Raw genomic sequence first — 17,846 nt, 5'->3', positions numbered from 1 at the left:
CGCGCGCGTATTTTGACAAGAAGAAAAGGCCGGATCCAATTGGGTCCGGCCTTGGCACATGAGAGGCGCGATGAGTTATCTTGGGGTTGAGCAGTCACTGACAGGTCGGCGTTGGGTGGGTCCCTCGCCCGAGGTTGAGCGCGCGACCGAGATGCTGACGCAACAGGCCGATCTGCCACGCGCCGTCTGTCAGGTTCTGGCCCAGCGCGGTGTGCCACCGATGGAGGCCGCAGGTTTTCTTGAGCCCAAACTGAAAGAGCTTCTGCCTGATCCCCGGAGCCTAAAAGACATGGAAGTTGCAGCGGCCCGGTTTTTAAAGGCTGTTCGCCAAAAGCAGCGGATCGCGGTCTTTGCGGATTATGACGTCGACGGCGGCAGTTCGGCGGCTCTTCTACTGGTTTGGTTGCGTCAGATGGGATTGCAGGCGACGCTCTATGTGCCGGACCGCATTGACGAGGGGTATGGGCCGAATGTGCCTGCCATGCAGGCGCTGGCGGCGGCCCATGATCTGATCATCTGCGTCGATTGCGGCACCCTGAGCCATGAGCCGATTGCGGCGGCCAAGGGCGCGGATGTGATCGTTCTGGATCACCATCTTGGCGGCGAGACCCTGCCCGATTGCGTGGCCGTCGTGAACCCAAACCGGCAGGATGAAAGCGGCGATCTGGGCTACCTTTGTGCGGCGGGCGTGGTTTTCCTGATGCTGGTCGAAGCCGGGCGACAAATGCGTGAGGCAGGCGCCAGGGGGCCTGATCTGGTCTCGCTGCTCGATCTGGTTGCGCTTGCCACTGTGGCCGATGTGGCCCCGTTGATTGGGGCCAATCGGGCCTTGGTACGCCAAGGTTTGAAAGTCATGGCGGGTCGCCAGCGACCGGGGCTTGTCGCTTTGTCGGATGTTGCACGTATGGATTCCGCGCCAAGCAGCTATCATCTTGGGTTCCTGCTGGGGCCACGGGTCAATGCGGGGGGGCGCATCGGTCAGGCCGATCTGGGCGCGCGTTTGCTCAGCACCGACTCGCAGACCGAAGCCGAGGCCCTGTCACAAAGGCTGGACGCGCTGAACACAGACAGGCGTGACATCGAAAACGCCGTGCGTGCCGCCGCGCTGGAACAGGCCGAAGATCGGGGGCTGGATGCACCATTGGTCTGGGCCGCCGGTGAGGGCTGGCATCCCGGCGTGGTGGGCATCGTCGCCTCGCGCTTGAAAGACGCAGCAAACCGCCCTGCAATCGTCATCGGGTTCGATGGGGACGAGGGCAAGGGATCGGGCCGTTCGGTCTCGGGGGTTGATCTGGGGGCCTCCATCCAGCGACTGACTGCCGAGGGCCTTCTGGTAAAAGGCGGGGGTCACAAGATGGCGGCTGGGCTTACCGTCATGCGCGATCAACTGGAACCGGCGATGGCGCGTCTGTCAGAGTTGCTGGCGAAACAGGGAGCGGGGCAAGGTGGTCCGGCGGACCTCAAGCTGGATGGGACACTGATGCCTGGGGCCGCGACGGTTGACCTGATCGAACAGATTGAAAAGGCTGGTCCTTTTGGGGCCAGCGCCCCGGCTCCGCGCTATGCCCTGCCCGACCTTCAAGTGCGATTTGCCAAACGTGTGGGTGAGTCTCATTTGAAGCTATCCCTGTCCGACGGGATAAGCAGCGGCTTGGACGCCATTGCGTTTGGCGCATTTGACGGCCCTTTGGGCGAAAAGCTTTCGAACCACGGCGGCGCACGCTTTCATTTTGCCGGACGCCTGGAGGTGAATTCCTGGGGTGGTCGCCAAAACGTACAGCTTCGGCTTGAGGACGCGGCGGAAGCCCGCTGAACTGATTTTTCGTCTTGTTCCGACCTGCCAAAAAACTTTCGTATCCTTGCGTTTTTCGGCTTGCGGGGGTCGGGGTGAAACCGTAAAAGGCCCTCCACAAGCACGCGTGGCCCGTTCGTCTATCGGTTAGGACGCCAGGTTTTCAACCTGGAAAGAGGGGTTCGATTCCCCTACGGGCTGCCATTTTTGCTTGTGAGCCAAGGCTCAGTGGCCCGTTCGTCTATCGGTTAGGACGCCAGGTTTTCAACCTGGAAAGAGGGGTTCGATTCCCCTACGGGCTGCCACTTTTGCCTTACACTCCGAATTTCTCGCGACACAGGCCTGTGATTTGGTCCCAGATGGATTTGAATTCGGGTGTGTTTTCAGCCGCATAGTGGAAGTTCTTCATCAAACCCGTCAGCTGCGTGAACACCTGCCGCACCTCGGCCTTGTCGGTGAAATCAGCCGGTGATTGGGTCACATCGTAGACCAGCTTGAAGGTCAGCTTTTGCCTTTCAAGCGGCACGGTCGCGTCCACTTTGTCAAACGCGTCCTGCTGCAGATAGACCATGTCCACAAACAAGGCTTTTTGCTGGGTGATGAAATCGTCAATCGTCACGCCCTCTTCCCCGGTCACCTGCATCATCTGGTCGACCTGCTCGCCTTTTTCGATCAAGGCGATCAGATCACGCACCTTGCCGGTCCAGCCCGGCTCGGCATTTTTGTCGTACCAATCAGACAGTTGGTCTGTGTAGCGGGACCAGCTGAGCATCGGGTCAACGGCCGGGTAGAACCGCTTGTACGCCCGTTCCGAAGACAGACCGAGAAAACATTTGACCGTAGACAGGGTGGATTGCGTGACCGGTTCATCGAAGTTGCCGCCTGCGGGTGACACGGTGCCGATCAGGGTCAGGCTTCCCAGATCGCCATCATTTGTTTTCATGGCACCTGCGCGTTCGTAAAGACCCTTGATCGAGCTTTCCAGATAAGCCGGGAACCCTTCTTCACCGGGAATTTCTTCAAGTTTCCCGGATGTTTCGCGCATCGCCTGTGCCCAGCGGCTGGTGCTGTCGGCAATCAACAAAACGTCATAGCCCATTTGTCGGTAATACTCGCCCAAGGTGATGCCGGTGAAGATCGATGCCTCGCGTGCTGCAACCGGCATGGATGAGGTGTTGCAGATGATGATAGTGCGGTCCATCAGGCTGCCGCCTGTGGTTGGATCGGTCATCTTGGGGAATTCGTGAATCGTCTCGACCACTTCACCGGCGCGTTCGCCGCAGGCAACGACAATGACGATATCAACCTTGGCATTCCGGGCGATCAGGTTTTGCAGCACCGTTTTGCCCGCCCCAAAAGGCCCCGGAATACAAGCCGTGCCGCCACGTGCGATCGGAAAGAACGTATCAATCAGGCGCTGAGAGGTCAGGACCGGCTCGGTCGGATACAACCGCTCGGACAGCGCACGCTTCAGGATGCTTTCCGGCAAGGGACGGCGCACCGGCCATTTCTGAGCGAGTGTCAGTGTGTGCTCGCCGCCCTGCTCGTCTTCCAGCCGTGCCACGATATCGTGAATGGTGGCCGCGCCTTTCTGGACCCAAACGACGGTGTAGACACCCGCCCAATTGAAGGGCAGCATGATTTTGTGACTGAAATGGCCCTCGGGCACTGTGCCGATGCTGTCGCCTGCTTTTACGGTGTCACCTACCTTGACTGACGGCGAAAACGACCATTTCGCCTGATCGTCCAGCGGGGCAACGTCTGCCCCGCGCGGCAGGAATGTGCCAAACTCGGTAGCCACTTTGGGCAGCGGCGATTGCAATCCATCAAACACCTGCCCCAGCAGGCCCGGCCCCAGCTCCACCGATAGCAGTTGGCCGGACTGTTCTACCGGATCACCCACGGCCACGCCGTCGGTGCTTTCATAGACCTGCACATCCGCGGTATCGCCGCGCACGCGCAGGACTTCGGCCTTCAGGTGCTCTTGACGGCCGCCGGGTCCCGGTCGCGTCGGCAGGATGAAAACCACCTCGTTCTTGACCAACTGTCCGGGCTGGCCCGAGGCATCCGGGTTGGCTTGGATCTGAACCAGCCCCTCCTGCACCGAGACGACGCGGGCAGTGGCGGTCTGCGTGGCGGGGGTTGGGGCTGTCATGCGATTGCTCCATCAAACTCGACTTCTGCGACGCCAGCCATGGCAAGCTGCGCGAGGTTCTCAAATCTCTTGGCCGCGTCCTGCGCGTTGCTTTGCGCCCAGCGGTTGAAAATGTTCCATTTCAACACATAAATCGCCACCGCTTCGAAATCGAAATAGTGGCGGGACGCATGCCGTTTCAGGTGTTTGTGGCTCACTGACAAAAGCAACCGTTCCAGCCCCAGAGGGTCTTCGGCATCCAGCAACTGCTTGGCCTCCTTGATCCACGGCATTGGCCCGTCCAGCCTGAAGGTCGGATCGCTCCAGTTGGCGGGAATGTGGCGTGCCCATCGGCCCATACCAAAGACCCCACCAGACGGGCTGCCGCCCTGCTTGCGCAAACGAAGCGCTGCAACCGCCGTGCGCAGGTCCATCCGCTCGACAAAGATCTTCCGCAACGTAGGCTGTGGAACATCCTTTAGCCCCTCTTTGCATCGCTCAACGGCCTGCGCATCGGTGACGTCAATGTCATAGTCACTCCAGTTCAGCGCGTGTTCCAGCACTTTCAGAACGCGGGCATCCTCGGGCATCAGCGCCGTCAGTCGACGATCCAGGCGCAGCCGGGACAGAGGGGGTTGTTTGGCGATGAACAACCTCTCTGACCCCGGCAGGCTGCTGATCAGCGCGATATAGGCATCCGGGCCCGACATCTCAGCGGATCACCCCTTCCAAGACGGCGCGGAATCGGGGTTGCAGATGCTCCATCAGCAAGGAGGCCACAGCCTTATTCGTCAGATCGAGCACCACGCCCTGATCCTCGGCTCGCACGCGGATGCCGTCCTGAGCATCGTCAGAGGCGTGCAACTCGACCTCTTCGTTCAGCATTTCGGCCGTCAGACCCAGAACATATTTGGTCAGTTTTCCGGACTGGATGTCATCGGCGTTTTGCTTGATGTCTTCTTGAGTGGCGATCCTGGCGGGCAGGATGACCTGTACCTTGCCATCCAGATTGGCTCCGTCTGCTGCACGTCCTACAACTTCGAGGATCATCTGTTTCAGCAGCTGCGGATCAGCCATTTCCTTGGTCACCAGACGTTCCACATCCTGCCGGAAGCGATCCGTCAGACCTGCCTTCATGGTCAGGACCGTGTCGCGCATCGCCGTGTTCAGCGCCTCTTCTCCGGCTGCGCGATAGCTGTCGGCATCACTGCGCGCCTTTTTCTTGTATGCATCCGCCTCACGTTTGGCCTCAGCCAGAATCTCGGCGGCTTCGGTCCTGGCATCGGCGCGCAGTTTTTCCGCCTCTGCCTGACCGGCAGCCACCCCGTCATTTCGCAACTTGTCGATCAGAGCATCAACGCCATGCGAAATCATTCGGTCCTGTGCCATCAGCTGATCCCCGCACTGATGACGAGGGCAAAGACAAAGGCAAAGACACCAAACCCTTCGATGATCGCGGCAGGCGCCAGTGACAGGCCGAAGATCTCAGGCTTCTCCTTGGTGGCATTGATCGCTGCCGCACAAGCCCGGCCCTGCCAGATACCGCAATACATAAGCGCGATGCCCGACAGGATGCCAATACCAAACAGCCCGCCTGCGTTTTCGGGCGTCACATCGCGGTTCAGGGTGAACATTATGACGATGCCATAGATCACCATTGTTGACGGAAAGGCCGAGACTCCGACGAAGCGGCCATAGCCACCTTCGGTCTCGGTCATCGCGCCGATACTGGCCATGCCCGCAATCGAGCACCCAATCGCGCTGGCCGCCGCGCCCAGCGCCATGGGCGCATAAATGCCCAGCCAACCCAATGTCAGAACAAGCTCATTCATTCCTGAACCTCCTTGCGGGCAAACGGACGAAAGACAATGCCTTCGTCCGGCAGACCCCATTTAAAGAATTCGATGTAATTGAGACGTAATCCGTGAACGACGCCGCTCATCATCGCGAGGGCAAAGTTCAGGATGTGGCCGACGATCAGGATCAGCAGGCCAAACAGAATCCCCGGTCCTTTCAGCGCATGGATCACCGACATCGCCAGATCGTTGAACGTGATCGCCAGAGAGGCCGAGGCCAGGCCCAGCGCAAACAGGCGCATATAGCTGAGGACATCTCCGAACGCGCCCATGGCACCGGCCAGTGCCTGGATACCGTCAATCAGACGCCACAGCCAGTCTGTAGGCTTTTTGATCTCTCGTTCGCTGGAAAACAGCAAAATGGCCAGCACACCCAAACCAAGAAGCGCCGCGCCAAGCGTCAGGCTGTCCCCGTTCATATAGCTGAGCCAAAGGGCAAACCCGCCGACCAGAGCCGCGATCCAGCCCAGATTGGCGATTGCTTTGCGCCGCCCCCAAGCGGCCCGCGCAGCCAATGCATTCGCCAGAACCAGATGCAAGACGCCCACGACGATAGACACCATCATCATGGCGTTGAAATTGTTCAGGTCCAGAAGTTTGACCCTGCCAAGGACTGCCCCCTCAGGCGGTGCCACCCCAAAGTAGCTGCCGACCAATACGCCATAGAGGATCGTTGCGCCCGATATGATCACCCCGTACAGCCGCCAAGAGCGCTGACCGACTGTCCCGCCCATGCGCTTCCAGAACAGCAACAGGCCCAGCAGGATGATGGCTCCGTAACCGGCATCGGCCACGATCATCGCAAAGAAAAACGCGAAAGAGGCTGCAACGATTACGCTCGGGTCCCAGTCCTTGTAGCCGGGCACTTGATAAAACAGCGCCAAATCCACGGCAGCACTGCGTTTTTCCGGTTGCTCAAGCAATGTGGGTGGGGTGTCGTCAGGACCCGGCTCCTCGATCAGCGCAGCAGCGTCATTGGCTTGCGCCAAGCCCAGAACTGCATCGACCTGATCTTCGGGGACCCAGCCCTGCAGGGCAAACATGGCCTCTTCATCGCGCACTTTCTGATTTGCATGAGCCAGTTCCGCAGCACTTTCCGCCACGGACAGATTGCGCCGCATCAGCGTCAGGTATCTGGTCTGTGCGACACGTTCAGCCTCAAGTGCTTCGATTGCAATCTCGGCCTCTTCCAGCTGCGCCTCTAGCTCATGGATCGGCAATGAGCCGGTATGGGTGCGGGCGACAGGTAAAATGTCGTCGGCAGGTTCATCCGGTGCAATCAAAACCGCGTAAATGAACCGATGGTCCTGTTCCAGAATGGCCCAAGGGATCGGCAACCGTTCAAGTGCCTCGCGATGTTTCAAAGGCAGTTGGTAGAACCACAACCGATTGCCTGCCAAAACATCGTCGGGGGGAAAATCCAAATCTCCCCAAGGGCGCACCCGAGCAATCCGATATGCCAGAAAGTCGCGCCGGTCCATCACATCGCGGCTGCGTTGCATCAGGTCCAGAACGTCTTGGACGAACTGGTCCATATCGAACCCCGGATCGCGTTGTATCTGACGGCGCGGTTCGGGCACATCTGTCAGAAAACGCAATGCCTTATAGGCCTCTCTTGCACCACGCTCACTGACCTTTTCCGGCTCGGCTGGCGGAGCCACCAAAGGCAGCACATGCATACAGCCCAGATTCTGCAACGCCTCAAGTGTCGCGGTCTTCTGCGCCGCCCGCCCGACCAGAGAAAGTTTCTTGAGGCGCGCCACACTCATGATGCCGTCTCTTTGGCGTGCTTGCGCTTGGATATTTTTGAGCGCACCACCGCCTGCATCTGCTCATCGCTCAGATAGATACGGATTTTCTTTATGTTGGCCTTGGCCCGCGGGATCAGGACCTTTTCGAACAGGTTGACCCGCTGAGTGATGGTCGCCACGGCCCTGTCAAAGATTTTCACCCGCTCCTCTGCCACCCGAACGCGCAGTCGCGCTTCGATCATGTCGTGCAGCAAATGCGCGGCGGCGTCGACCCAATGGGGTTTTGCCAACAGCGAATAGGGTCGCACTGCAACCTCGATCCGGTCCAGTGCGGGCATCGTTACGCCCACCACGTTGACCTCTTTGATCTTATAGTCTTTCAGTTCCACCAAACCATCCAGATCAATATTCTGCTGCGCCAACATCGGCAGTTTTGCCCCGACCTGTTGCGCCAGGTCCTGCACCTCGTCCTCGAGGCGCTTTACATCTTCGCGGGCCTTCACACGTTCCGCCATCATCTGCTGTCGTTTCAGGTCCAGGGACGGTAGGAACCGCTCATAGCTTTTCAGCTGCGTCTGCTCGCGCGCAAGCGACGATTTATTCAGCTGCAACCGCGCCATTGGCATCCTTTGGGAAATACTTGTCGACCAGAGCCTGCTTCATCAGCAATTGTTCCGGCGCAAAACACTCGGCCAAGGTCTTCCAGCCCAGATCAAGCGCCTCTTCCAGCGGGATCGATACGTTGATGTCCATGAACCGCGACCGGAACAGTGCGCCGAACTTCAACAACTGATGATCGTAATCTGACAAATCAAAAGCCATCGCCTGTTTCTGCGCCGCGTCGCGGCTTTCCGAGTAGAACCGGATCATCGTGTTCATGATCTGCCCATGATCCTCGCGGGTCGTCTTGCCAATGACATTCTGCTTGAGACGCGAAAGGCTGCCGAACGGGTCGATCACACCGGAATGCAGGTAGAACTGCCCTTCGGTGATATAGCCCGTATTGTCAGGCACAGGATGGGTCACGTCATTGCCGGGCATCGTCGTCACAGTCAGGACAGTCACCGATCCGCCTTTGGCGTAGTCACAGGCTTTCTCGTAGCGCCGCGCCAATTGGGAATAAAGATCCCCCATGTAGCCGCGCTGCGAAGGCACACGCTCCTGACTGATCCCCACCTCTTTCATCGCGTCGGCATAGGCCGTCATGTCGGTCAGCAGGACGAGAACGCGTTTACCTTCTTCCACCGCAAATTTCTCGGCCACGGCCAGCGCCATATCGGGCACCAGCAGACGCTCAACCAATGGGTCCATCGCCTGATTGACAAACATCACGGTGCGGGAAAACACGCCCGCGTCTTCAAAGGACGTCCGGAACGTGTGGTAGTCGTCGAAAATAAGGCCCAAGCCGCCAAAAACCACAATGTCGGCATCGGCCTGAATACCAATCCGGCTGAGGAACGCGTTGAACGGCTCGCCCGAAACCGAAAAGATCGGAATTTTCTGGCTTTCGACCAGCGTGTTGAAGACGTCGATCATGGGCACATCTGTGCGGATCATCTTGTTTGGCACCGCCCGTTCGGCAGGGTTCACAGTCGGTCCGCCAATATCGATCCGCGGCTCGGCGGACAGGTCCGGACCACCATCGATGGCCACGCCCGCCCCATCAAATACGCGGCCCAGAATGTTTGCCGAATAGGGTGTCTGCATCGGATGGCCAAGGAAGGTTGCCGTCGCTTCGGTCGAAACGCCCTTGGTGCCTGAAAATACCTGAAGGGTCACCACGTCCCGATCAATGAAGATCGCCTGGGCCAGTGTCTTGTGCCCATCCACCGTTTCGATCATCGCAAGATCATTGAACCGCACCACAGGCGTGCCGCCCTTTTCGACGGGAACCCTGACCTTGATCGTATCACCGACGATCTCCAGGACACGCGTGTATTTCAACAGACTTTGGGACATCGCCTATCCTCATTCGTTCGAAGAATAGTATTGACAGTCTCTGTCAAGGCGCCGGGCATTTTTTCAATTATAGGTATAGTTTACAACGAATTCAAACCTTGGCAAATGGACAATTTGTACCACTACCACCCCCTGCGGCCGAACAGGGAATGAATGCGGTTCTGATCGGCAAAAGGCTCGACCGCCTGCGCGCGTTCCAACCCCGAGACCACCCGTCCCACCAAGACCCAGCTGATAAGCGCGAAAATCACGCCTCCGAATGCCTGCCCCAACAAAACACCCGAAGCCCCGGCCAGAGAGGACCCAATCGACGCGAACACCCAGGTGCCCAGCGTATGGCGGCCCCAGTTGATCCAGGTGGAATAGACGGGGTGGCCCAGATTGTTGAAGCTGGCATTGGCAACGAAGATAACCCCGTTGAAAAACGACGCCAGTGCAAGCGGCCCGCAGAACAGGTAGATCAGCACCCGAGTTTCGCCCTGAGCTGCGAACAGATCAGCGATAGGCGCGCGCAGGACGAACAGCACGGCCGACATGCCAAGCACGTAGAGCACGGTAAACTTGATCCCGGCCAGAAACGCGGCGCGCACACGGGCAAACTGTTCGGCCCCGAAGTTTTGGCCAATGATCGGGCCTATCGCACCCGATAGCGCAAAGATAACCGAAAACGCCACTGGCAGCAGACGCCCGATCACCGCCATTCCAGCCACTGCGTCGGTGCCATACTCGGCGATTTCACGCACGACGATGGCATTTCCGATTGGTGTGGCGACGTTGGTCAGCACAGCGGGTATTGCTATCGCGCGCACCGGTTTCAGATCTTGCGCAACCTGATACAGTGACGGGCGCGCAAAGCCGCGGTGAACGCGCAGGGCAGGCCAGAGCGCTGCTGCCAGCATGCAAAGGCGCGCCAGAACCGAAGCTATCGCAGCACCATCCAAACCCAGCCCTACGCCAAAGATCAGGATGGGATCGAGAATGGCATTGACCAACCCGCCATAGATCGTCGCCATCATGGATCGCCGCGCATCCCCATGCGCGCGCAGCACGGCCATTGCCACCATGGCCAGCGCCATAACCCACATGGTCGGCAGGATGATCGAGACATATCGGGTCGCCAGCCTCAGGACCTCGCCTTCTGCGCCCAATAAAGCCAGCAGTGTACTCAGGTTCCACAAGACCAGCACAGGCGTGATCAACCCAACGCAAAGACCCAGAGTAGCCACGCTGGACGCATACTGCCGAGCCTCCTCCGGCATTCCAGCGCCCAACGACCGTGCCGCAAGTGCACCCGCAGAGATTGACAGACCGATGTTGATTGCGTTGGTGAAAAACAACAGCGTTCCGGCATAGCCTACGGCCGCCGCCAAGGCGTCGTTCCCAAGCATGGATATGAAAACCATATCGACAAAGTCGACCGCAAAGATCGCCATCAGGCCAATGCTTGTTGTCAACGACATGCGCGTGACGTGCCGCATCAGGCTGCCGCTCAGGAAAACGGCTTCGGTTTGAGATTGGCTTGCCATTTATTTGTCCAATCTGGGCTGCGCCTTGCAGGGCCACCATCACACACGTCGACAAACCGTCAACCATTTCGTTGCGCAGCGTTGCACCAGCGACAACCGGGTATTCCCCATTCAGTGCCCATGTTTTCACGCCAAAAGTGTTTTTCCAAACTCCCAAAACTGTGAGGGTTGATCGTTTCGCCATAGGCTCAGTCGTCCCGACATCACCAAAGGAAAGTCTCAATTCAAAACCCAAGCTTGACAGACTTCAAGCATGCGGCTCAGATGCCCTTGTGGCGAAAAACTCTGAATCAAACCAACACATTGCCGTTGCAATACCCTTGTTCCGCTGGCGCGCCTGCGTCGCTCGGTGGATCAGGGCAAAGGTGGGATTGAAAACCCCGGCCCACGTAATGTTGCCCGATTTCCATCACCCTTCGAAAGTCAGCCTCTCGTGACAGGCGCGATGTTGACCTATGTGCGGTTCATCGACCGCGCCAATCGCATGCTGGGCCGGATTGTCATGTACGGCATCTTCGTGATGATGGCGATCCTGCTGTATTCTTCGGTTTCCAAGACGTTCTTTGTGCCTTCTCTCTGGACGTTGGAAATGGCCCAATTCGCGATGGTGGCCTATTACATGCTGGGCGGGCCCTACGCGATGCAGATGGGTGCAAATGTTCGGATGGATTTGCTGTATGGCGAATGGACGGATCGCAGGAAAAGCCAGATAGACGCGATGACGGTGCTGTTCCTGATCACCTACCTCGCCTTCCTGCTTTGGGGCGGATGGGACAGCCTGATGTACTCGTTCCAGTACGGGGGTGAGCGTTCGTCCTCGGCCTGGCGGCCCTACATTTGGCCGATCAAGACGATCATGGTCATTGGCATCTTCCTGATGCTGCTTCAGGCGCTTTCAGAGCTTTGCAAGGATATCCTGCGCCTGAAAGGCCACGATATGGGCAAAAAGGATGACGAGCCCGTTCACATGGCCCCCGAAGACCTTGACGGGGGGCATCGCCGTTGAGCTACGAACTGATCGCCGCGCTCATGTTCTCGACCATGATGCTGATGTTGCTGACCGGCCAGCGGGTTTTTGGCGCGATCGGGTTCGTTGCTGTAATCGCCGCCTTCTTTCTGTGGGGCGACCGCGGAGGATACGATCTGGGCTTTGCTGCGGCGATTAAAGTGATGCGGTGGTACCCGCTTCTGACCCTGCCGATGTTCATTTTCATGGGCTACATCCTGTCCGAGTCCCGGATTGCCGATGACCTCTACAGAATGTTCCATGTCTGGATGGGTGGCCTGTCCGGCGGGCTGGCCATCGGTACCATCGGTCTGATGGTGCTGATCTCGGCCATGAACGGGCTGTCTGTGGCTGGTATGGCGATCGGAGCCACCATCGCCCTGCCCGAACTGCTGCGACGCAACTACGACAAGCTGATGGTTACCGGCGTGATACAGGCCGGATCGTCTCTGGGCATTCTGGTGCCACCATCGGTTGTGCTGGTTCTCTACGCCATGATCGCCCGTCAGCCCGTCGGGCAACTCTGGCTGGCCGGGGTGATCCCCGGATTGATGATGGCCACGCTGTTCATCATCTACATTGCCATTCGCTGCCGCATAAATCCCAAGCTCGGCCCCGTGATGAGCGCCGAGGAGCGGGCGCAAGTCACTTGGGGCGAAAAGCTGCGCCTGCTGGGGGCTGGCCTACTGCCGTTGGGCATCTTCGCCGTGATGATGGTGCCGTTTGTCAACGGCTGGACGTCCTTGGTGGAAAGCTCGGCCCTGGGTGCCATCGCGGCCTTTCTGGCTGCCGTCCTGAAACGCCGCATGACCTGGCAGGTCTTTGAAACCTCGGTCAAGCAGACACTGGGTATCACCTGCATGTTCATGTGGATCATCCTGGCCGCCCTTGCCTTTGGGGCCGTCTTCGACGGTCTGGGCGCGGTCAAGGCGATCGAGAACCTGTTTACCGTGCAACTCGGCCTGAACCCGTGGATCATCCTGATCCTGATGCAGCTGAGTTTTCTTGTCATGGGTACGTTTCTGGATGACACGGCCATGCTGGTCATCGTGGCCCCGCTATATGTCCCATTGGTGGGCGCGCTTGGTTTTGATTTGATCTGGTATGGTGTGCTTTACACGATCACATGCCAGATCGCCTATATGACGCCGCCATTCGGGTATAATCTGTTTCTGATGCGGGCCATGGCCCCGCCAGAGGTGACGATCAAAGACATCTACCGCTCTATCATCCCGTTTGTCTGCGTGATGGCAGTGGCCTTGGGATTGGTGATGACCTTCCCCAACATCGCATTGTGGCTTCCGGGCGTCGTCTACGGAAACTGAGCACATAAGGAATAGAAGCCGGATCAACCGGTTCGATTTCAACAAAAAGCACAGGAGAGGAAGACAATGACCACAACAAGACGCAGATTTTTGCGAACCGCAGCTCTGGCTGCGCCCGCGACACTGGCAGCGCCTGCAATCGTCAAAGCGCAGGCCCCGATCAAATGGCGCTTTCAGACCTATGCCGGGGGTGCTCTGGGTGAGCATGTGACCAAACCGGCCATCGACTACATCAACGCCAATGCGAATGGCGAGCTGGAGATCGAGCTGTTCTTTGCCGATCAGATTGTCCCTACAGGCGAGCTGTTCCAGGCGCTTCAGCGCGGCACAATCGACGGGGTGCATTCGGACGATGACTCGATGGCGTCGCCCACCCCTCTGCGCGTGTTCGGCGGGTATTTCCCCTTTGCAACCAAACACATCCTCGACGTTCCGGTCCTGTTCAACCAATACGGTCTGGCCGATATCTGGCGGGATGAATATGCGAAGGTCGGGGTACAGTGGCTGTCGGCCGCAGGTCAGGACCCGTGCAACTTCAACACCAAGAAGGAAATCACCTCGGTTGCCGATCTGGACGGGTTGAAGCTGTATACTTTCCCGACCGCCGGTCGCTTCCTCGCCCAGTTCGGTGTGGTTCCGGTGAACATCCCCTACGAAGACGCCGAAGTGGCCGTTCAAACAGGTGAGCTGGATGGCATGGCCTGGTCGGGCATAACCGAGGACTACACCGTCGGCTGGGCCGATGTGACCGACTATTTCCTGACCAACAACATCTCGGGCGCGTGGATCGGATCGTGGTTTGCCAATCAGGAGCGCTGGAACGAGTTGCCGGATCACCTCAAGTCCATCGTGATGGCCGGGATCGAAGCCGGTCATACCTATCGCAACCAGTGGTACTGGGGCGGCGAGGCGGCGCTGCGGGCCAATGGCGACAAGCTGGAGCTGCGCTCGGTTCCACCTTCGGAATGGGCCGAGGTTGAAAACGCGGCCAAAGTGTTCTGGGACGAGATTGCTCAGGAAGGGGAAGTGCATCAGAAGATCATTGGTATCTTCCGCGAGTACAACAGCGTCATCAATCAGGCTGGCGTGCCCTACAACTTCGAATAAGACCCCATTCGGCGACCCCATTTGATGGGGTCGCCTGATCAATTTGGCATCCACAGCCACCAGCCAACGTGCTAGAGGTCCCAAGACACCTAAGGTTCAGGGCGAAGGCAGAGCATGAAACTGGAATTCCACCACATCAACTTCGTGGCCGATGATGTTGATCGCATGCACGATTTTTACACCAACGTGCTGGGTCTGGATGACATTCCTCAGGACAATTTCCCGCGTACAGAGGCGGACAAGGACGGCGGATATGACGGCAAAATCCGCTTTGCGACCGAGGGCAACATGCAAATGCATCTGGCCGAGCGTGCCTTTGACGTTGCCTTCAGGAACGGTCAGGTGATCAACCCGGTTGAACGCGGCCATATCGCATTTCGCACCGATGATCTGCCCGCATTCCTGAAACTTCTGGACGAGCGCGGCATCCCCTATTCCGACTACGGCACCACCTTCGCCAAGGAATGGCATCAGGTCTTCTTCCACGACCCCGAAGGCAACGTGATCGAAGTGCACCAACAGGTTCCCGTAGATCGCTAAAAGCAACAGGCACCTGTGTGTACGGGATGCCGAAACCGCTACAGCACTGCCATAACGCTTGGGAAGCTCACTGCAGAACTGCTTCGGTTGTTGCGCCCGTTCAAGACGTCCTGAATCTCAAAAAAACCCGCCCTTGGTTTGATCCGCGGCAAGGCAAGGAATGATCTGTCACATATGCCGGGTGACCCCGCCATCAACGCGCAGCGATTGACCGGTAATATAGCTGCTGTCCTCGCTCAGCAGGAAGGCGGCCGCCTTGGCCTGTTCCTCGGCTCGGGCCAGACGGCCAAGCGCGGACATCTCGGCGAATTTATGCGGTAGATCAAGACTGTCGGTGAAGCCGGGCAACAGGCAATTCATTCGGATGTTCGCCGGGCCATACCGATCCGAGAACTGTTTGGTGAAGCTGGACACGCCAACACGGTACACGCTGGAGGTCGGGAACGTCAGGGACGGCTCGAAGGCCGAGAACGTGGTGATGTTTACAATCGAGCCACCCCCCTGCGTCTCCATTACCGGGGCCAACAGTTTCGCCAGTCGGATGACCGGTTTCAGAACCATCTCATGGGCGCGGTCCCAGTCTTCTTCGGGGATGTCGAGAAGATCACCCTTGGGTGGACCGCCGACGTGGATCAAGCAGGCATCGATGCGACCAAAAGTGGTCATGGCCAAATCAAAGGCGGCTTGCGTGTCGGCCGCATTTTCGGCCTTGCCGCGATGGGCAACCCCGCCCAGCTCTTGTGCCAGCAACTCACACGTGTCTGAGGGCGACATAAGTGCCAGCCTATACCCTCGCGCGTGCATCTCTCGCGCTGTCGCGGCGCCCATTCCGCGCCCGCCTCCGATGATTAGGCATGTCTTTTTAGTCATAGCGACCTCCTGTTGCAGCCTTAGAACCAATTGACCCTGAACCCTTCGTCAACAATGGTTTTTTGCGCAAACCCTTGGGTTCAAGCACCCTGTGTTCGTTTTTGCGATGCCACATTCTGGGCGACCAGGTCTTTGTACAACTCGCGTATCCGCAATGTCATGGGGCCAGCTTTCCCCTCTCCGATCGGCTTACCATCGATCTCTGCCACCGGGGTCTGAGCGCCAAACGTGCCGGTCAAAAACGCTTCGTCAGCACTGTAAGCCTCATAAAGCGAATAGTTTTTCTCGAAAACCGGAATGTCGTTGTCGCGACACAGGTCGATCACCTTTTGTCGGGTTACGCCGTTCATGCAGTAATCTCCGGTCGAAGTCCAAACCTCATCCTTGCGAACAATGAAGAAGTTACAGGCATTGGTTGTGTTCACAAACCCATGAGGGTCCAGCATCAACCCCTCATCTGCGCCCGCCTGTTCGGCTTGCAAACAGGCGATCACACAATTCAGCTTGGAATGGCTGTTGAACTTTGCATCCTGACTGGTCGGCAAACCCCGCACCTGCGGCACCGTCGCTAGCCGGATACCCCGCCCGGTCAGTGCTGCGGCAGGTTTGGAATGTTCGACAATGGCCACAATTGTAGGCCCCCAGCGCGACAGTTTGGGATGCTGAAAGGGCTTGGCTTTGCGTCCACGGGTGATCATCAGCCGCGCATGGGCATCCGTTGTTGCGCCATTGGCAGCGGCGGTCGCATCCAGAATGTCGCGGATTTCTTCCCGGGTTTTGCCGATGTCCAGCGATACGGCCTTACAACTGTCAAACAGCCTGTCCATATGTTCGTCAAAAAAGGCCCAGCACCCGTCGTATAACCGCAGCCCCTCCCACATGCCGTCCCCCAGCATGAAACCGGAATCGTAGACCGACACTTTGGCCTCGTCCTTGTGAGCCAATACGCCATCGACCCAAATCTTCAGGTCGTCATTGCGGGCGTCATGTTCCGCGTCATGAGTCGAGAGCTCGGTCGTCATCGGGTATCTTCCAGAACAAGTGCATCAGCTTTCAGCCGTTCATAATAGGGCATCGCAGCGTCACAAACGGATTGAAGGTCAGGCGGCAGGGACGGCAAATCCCCCTCTGGCCCGGCAAAACCGGTCGAGGCATGCACAGCACCATACCAATGCGTCGCCCATACGCCGTCAGAGGGATGCCCACCCGCCGGCCAGGAGAGCATATTTGGGTCGAAGGGCAAATCAATTGCAGCGCAGAGCTTGCGCAGCATCTGCTCGGGCGCCATGCGGATATCATAACTGTCGACAATAACGCCCTTACCCGTGCGTGACCGGATAGCGTCATAGACCTCGCACTGCTGCACAAACCCGATATCGTCCAGCGTCGGATTTTCGCGTTTGGCCGCATAGCTGGCCAGGACACGCGCAGGGTGACGGATCAGAAAGACATGGGTCAGCGCATCCAGCCACGGCTGATCCAGCCCCCAAACCATGTGGTGCGTCATGTGCTTCTGATAAAAATGTGCCTGCCCCTCCGTGGGTTTTGCGGCACACTCCTGCCCGACGCAATCGGGATTCACCTCCCCTGCGGCGATGATCTCGGCGCCCATAGGATGCTCCAACCCGGTTTCCGCCAGATAGGCAGCATAGAACGGTTCGTCCCATACGGCGCAATCCGAACGCGCGCCAAAAGCATACATCATCGCGGTCGACAGATTTCTTGGACCGGACCAGCAGGCTATATTCATGTTTCAAGACCCCATCACGTGATCGAGGGTTGTATCTCCGCAGTCAGGCCGCACAGCCCAAACGCCCAAAATGGCTTTTGCCACCGACGCATACGCGACAAAATTCAAGCTTCTGCGACCCATTCACGCTTGTCGGCGCAATAGTATGAACTTGTCAATATCGAGTTCTGCGACGCGGGCCTCTGGACGCGTTGCCCCTGCACTGGTGCAGACACCATCCCGGCAAGCTG

The 17,846-nt window shown here is 58.2% G+C and carries 16 protein-coding genes and 2 tRNA genes; 7 read left to right on the top strand and 11 right to left on the bottom strand.

The features are described 5' to 3' along the window. The first annotated feature begins 70 nt into the window (after positions 1 to 70). From recJ to ACR0L4_RS01445, 3 genes are all read left to right on the top strand, one after another. Positions 71 to 1,813 (top strand): single-stranded-DNA-specific exonuclease RecJ, encoded by a 1,743-nt coding sequence (gene recJ / locus ACR0L4_RS01455; protein ID WP_480510035.1) that lies wholly within the window; start codon positions 71 to 73, stop codon positions 1,811 to 1,813. A 108-nt stretch (positions 1,814 to 1,921) separates the two neighbouring features. Next, positions 1,922 to 1,996: transfer RNA gene (locus ACR0L4_RS01450), tRNA-Glu, on the top strand. 26 nt (positions 1,997 to 2,022) lie between these two features. Next, positions 2,023 to 2,097 (top strand) — tRNA-Glu (locus ACR0L4_RS01445). Positions 2,098 to 2,105: 8 nt separating this feature from the next. Here ACR0L4_RS01445 and ACR0L4_RS01440 read toward each other — a convergent pair. From ACR0L4_RS01440 to ACR0L4_RS01405, 8 genes are all read right to left on the bottom strand, one after another. Then, entirely contained in the window at positions 2,106 to 3,947 is a 1,842-nt protein-coding gene (locus ACR0L4_RS01440) for a V-type ATP synthase subunit A (RefSeq protein ID WP_170748458.1), read from the bottom strand. Further along, entirely contained in the window at positions 3,944 to 4,636 is a 693-nt protein-coding gene (locus ACR0L4_RS01435) for a hypothetical protein (RefSeq protein WP_480510033.1), read from the bottom strand. The genes ACR0L4_RS01440 and ACR0L4_RS01435 overlap by 4 nt, the downstream gene beginning before the upstream one ends. 1 nt (position 4,637) lies before the next feature. Further along, the gene (locus ACR0L4_RS01430) at positions 4,638 to 5,315 is read right to left on the bottom strand and encodes a hypothetical protein (protein WP_480510031.1); all 678 of its coding nucleotides are present in this window, start codon (positions 5,313 to 5,315) and stop codon (positions 4,638 to 4,640) included. Beyond that, positions 5,315 to 5,758 carry an ATP synthase subunit C gene (locus ACR0L4_RS01425; RefSeq protein WP_170324458.1) on the bottom strand — a complete coding sequence of 148 codons (444 nt, stop codon included), beginning with the start codon at positions 5,756 to 5,758 and terminating at the stop codon, positions 5,315 to 5,317. The genes ACR0L4_RS01430 and ACR0L4_RS01425 overlap by 1 nt, the downstream gene beginning before the upstream one ends. After that, the gene (locus tag ACR0L4_RS01420; protein WP_480510029.1) at positions 5,755 to 7,551 is read right to left on the bottom strand and encodes a V-type ATP synthase subunit I; all 1,797 of its coding nucleotides are present in this window, start codon (positions 7,549 to 7,551) and stop codon (positions 5,755 to 5,757) included. Before ACR0L4_RS01420 ends, ACR0L4_RS01425 begins: the two co-directional genes overlap by 4 nt. Further along, entirely contained in the window at positions 7,548 to 8,153 is a 606-nt protein-coding gene (locus ACR0L4_RS01415; protein ID WP_480510027.1) for a V-type ATP synthase subunit D, read from the bottom strand. The genes ACR0L4_RS01420 and ACR0L4_RS01415 overlap by 4 nt, the downstream gene beginning before the upstream one ends. Beyond that, on the bottom strand, positions 8,131 to 9,492 hold the full coding sequence (locus ACR0L4_RS01410; protein ID WP_480510025.1) for a V-type ATP synthase subunit B: 1,362 nt from the start codon (positions 9,490 to 9,492) through the stop codon (positions 8,131 to 8,133). Before ACR0L4_RS01410 ends, ACR0L4_RS01415 begins: the two co-directional genes overlap by 23 nt. A gap of 122 nt (positions 9,493 to 9,614) precedes the next feature. Beyond that, on the bottom strand, positions 9,615 to 11,018 hold the full coding sequence (locus ACR0L4_RS01405; RefSeq protein ID WP_480510023.1) for an MATE family efflux transporter: 1,404 nt from the start codon (positions 11,016 to 11,018) through the stop codon (positions 9,615 to 9,617). 445 nt (positions 11,019 to 11,463) lie between these two features. Here ACR0L4_RS01405 and ACR0L4_RS01400 point away from each other — a divergent pair, with 445 nt between their 5' ends. The 4 genes from ACR0L4_RS01400 to ACR0L4_RS01385 all read left to right on the top strand — a co-directional run bounded on the left by ACR0L4_RS01400 (position 11,464) and on the right by ACR0L4_RS01385 (position 14,996). Beyond that, on the top strand, positions 11,464 to 12,024 hold the full coding sequence (locus tag ACR0L4_RS01400; protein WP_170749234.1) for a TRAP transporter small permease subunit: 561 nt from the start codon (positions 11,464 to 11,466) through the stop codon (positions 12,022 to 12,024). After that, positions 12,021 to 13,349, top strand: coding sequence for a TRAP transporter large permease (locus ACR0L4_RS01395; protein WP_480510021.1), 1,329 nt, complete (start codon positions 12,021 to 12,023; stop codon positions 13,347 to 13,349). Before ACR0L4_RS01400 ends, ACR0L4_RS01395 begins: the two co-directional genes overlap by 4 nt. Before the next feature lie 66 nt (positions 13,350 to 13,415). After that, positions 13,416 to 14,456, top strand: a complete 1,041-nt coding sequence (locus ACR0L4_RS01390) for a TRAP transporter substrate-binding protein (protein ID WP_480510019.1) — start codon at positions 13,416 to 13,418, stop codon at positions 14,454 to 14,456. A gap of 114 nt (positions 14,457 to 14,570) precedes the next feature. Next, positions 14,571 to 14,996 carry a VOC family protein gene (locus tag ACR0L4_RS01385; RefSeq protein ID WP_480510017.1) on the top strand — a complete coding sequence of 142 codons (426 nt, stop codon included), beginning with the start codon at positions 14,571 to 14,573 and terminating at the stop codon, positions 14,994 to 14,996. 168 nt (positions 14,997 to 15,164) lie between these two features. Here ACR0L4_RS01385 and ACR0L4_RS01380 read toward each other — a convergent pair whose 3' ends face one another. The 3 genes from ACR0L4_RS01380 to ACR0L4_RS01370 form a co-directional block, all read right to left on the bottom strand. Then, on the bottom strand, positions 15,165 to 15,866 hold the full coding sequence (locus ACR0L4_RS01380) for an SDR family oxidoreductase (RefSeq protein WP_480510015.1): 702 nt from the start codon (positions 15,864 to 15,866) through the stop codon (positions 15,165 to 15,167). 80 nt (positions 15,867 to 15,946) lie between these two features. Further along, on the bottom strand, positions 15,947 to 16,888 hold the full coding sequence (locus ACR0L4_RS01375; protein ID WP_480510013.1) for an aminotransferase class IV: 942 nt from the start codon (positions 16,886 to 16,888) through the stop codon (positions 15,947 to 15,949). Further along, on the bottom strand, positions 16,885 to 17,616 hold the full coding sequence (locus tag ACR0L4_RS01370; RefSeq protein ID WP_480510011.1) for a sulfotransferase-like domain-containing protein: 732 nt from the start codon (positions 17,614 to 17,616) through the stop codon (positions 16,885 to 16,887). Before ACR0L4_RS01370 ends, ACR0L4_RS01375 begins: the two co-directional genes overlap by 4 nt. Between the last annotated feature and the right edge of the window lie 230 nt (positions 17,617 to 17,846).

The organism is Ruegeria sp. AB5 (assembly GCF_056542645.1).
This window is presented reverse-complemented; position numbering and strand designations above follow the sequence as displayed.

Bases quoted from the DNA above. Each gene is read 5' to 3' on its own strand.
- ACR0L4_RS01385 (WP_480510017.1), top strand. From the start codon at position 14,571: ATGAAACTGGAATTCCACCACATCAACTTCGTGGCCGATGATGTTGAT.
- ACR0L4_RS01390 (WP_480510019.1), top strand. From the start codon at position 13,416: ATGACCACAACAAGACGCAGATTTTTGCGAACCGCAGCTCTGGCTGCG.
- ACR0L4_RS01370 (WP_480510011.1), bottom strand. From the start codon at position 17,616: ATGAATATAGCCTGCTGGTCCGGTCCAAGAAATCTGTCGACCGCGATG.
- ACR0L4_RS01410 (WP_480510025.1), bottom strand. From the start codon at position 9,492: ATGTCCCAAAGTCTGTTGAAATACACGCGTGTCCTGGAGATCGTCGGT.
- ACR0L4_RS01400 (WP_170749234.1), top strand. From the start codon at position 11,464: ATGTTGACCTATGTGCGGTTCATCGACCGCGCCAATCGCATGCTGGGC.
- ACR0L4_RS01415 (WP_480510027.1), bottom strand. From the start codon at position 8,153: ATGGCGCGGTTGCAGCTGAATAAATCGTCGCTTGCGCGCGAGCAGACG.
- ACR0L4_RS01425 (WP_170324458.1), bottom strand. From the start codon at position 5,758: ATGAATGAGCTTGTTCTGACATTGGGTTGGCTGGGCATTTATGCGCCC.
- ACR0L4_RS01435 (WP_480510033.1), bottom strand. From the start codon at position 4,636: ATGTCGGGCCCGGATGCCTATATCGCGCTGATCAGCAGCCTGCCGGGG.
- ACR0L4_RS01440 (WP_170748458.1), bottom strand. From the start codon at position 3,947: ATGACAGCCCCAACCCCCGCCACGCAGACCGCCACTGCCCGCGTCGTC.
- ACR0L4_RS01420 (WP_480510029.1), bottom strand. From the start codon at position 7,551: ATGAGTGTGGCGCGCCTCAAGAAACTTTCTCTGGTCGGGCGGGCGGCG.
- ACR0L4_RS01375 (WP_480510013.1), bottom strand. From the start codon at position 16,888: ATGACGACCGAGCTCTCGACTCATGACGCGGAACATGACGCCCGCAAT.
- recJ (WP_480510035.1), top strand. From the start codon at position 71: ATGAGTTATCTTGGGGTTGAGCAGTCACTGACAGGTCGGCGTTGGGTG.
- ACR0L4_RS01405 (WP_480510023.1), bottom strand. From the start codon at position 11,018: ATGGCAAGCCAATCTCAAACCGAAGCCGTTTTCCTGAGCGGCAGCCTG.
- ACR0L4_RS01430 (WP_480510031.1), bottom strand. From the start codon at position 5,315: ATGGCACAGGACCGAATGATTTCGCATGGCGTTGATGCTCTGATCGAC.
- ACR0L4_RS01380 (WP_480510015.1), bottom strand. From the start codon at position 15,866: ATGACTAAAAAGACATGCCTAATCATCGGAGGCGGGCGCGGAATGGGC.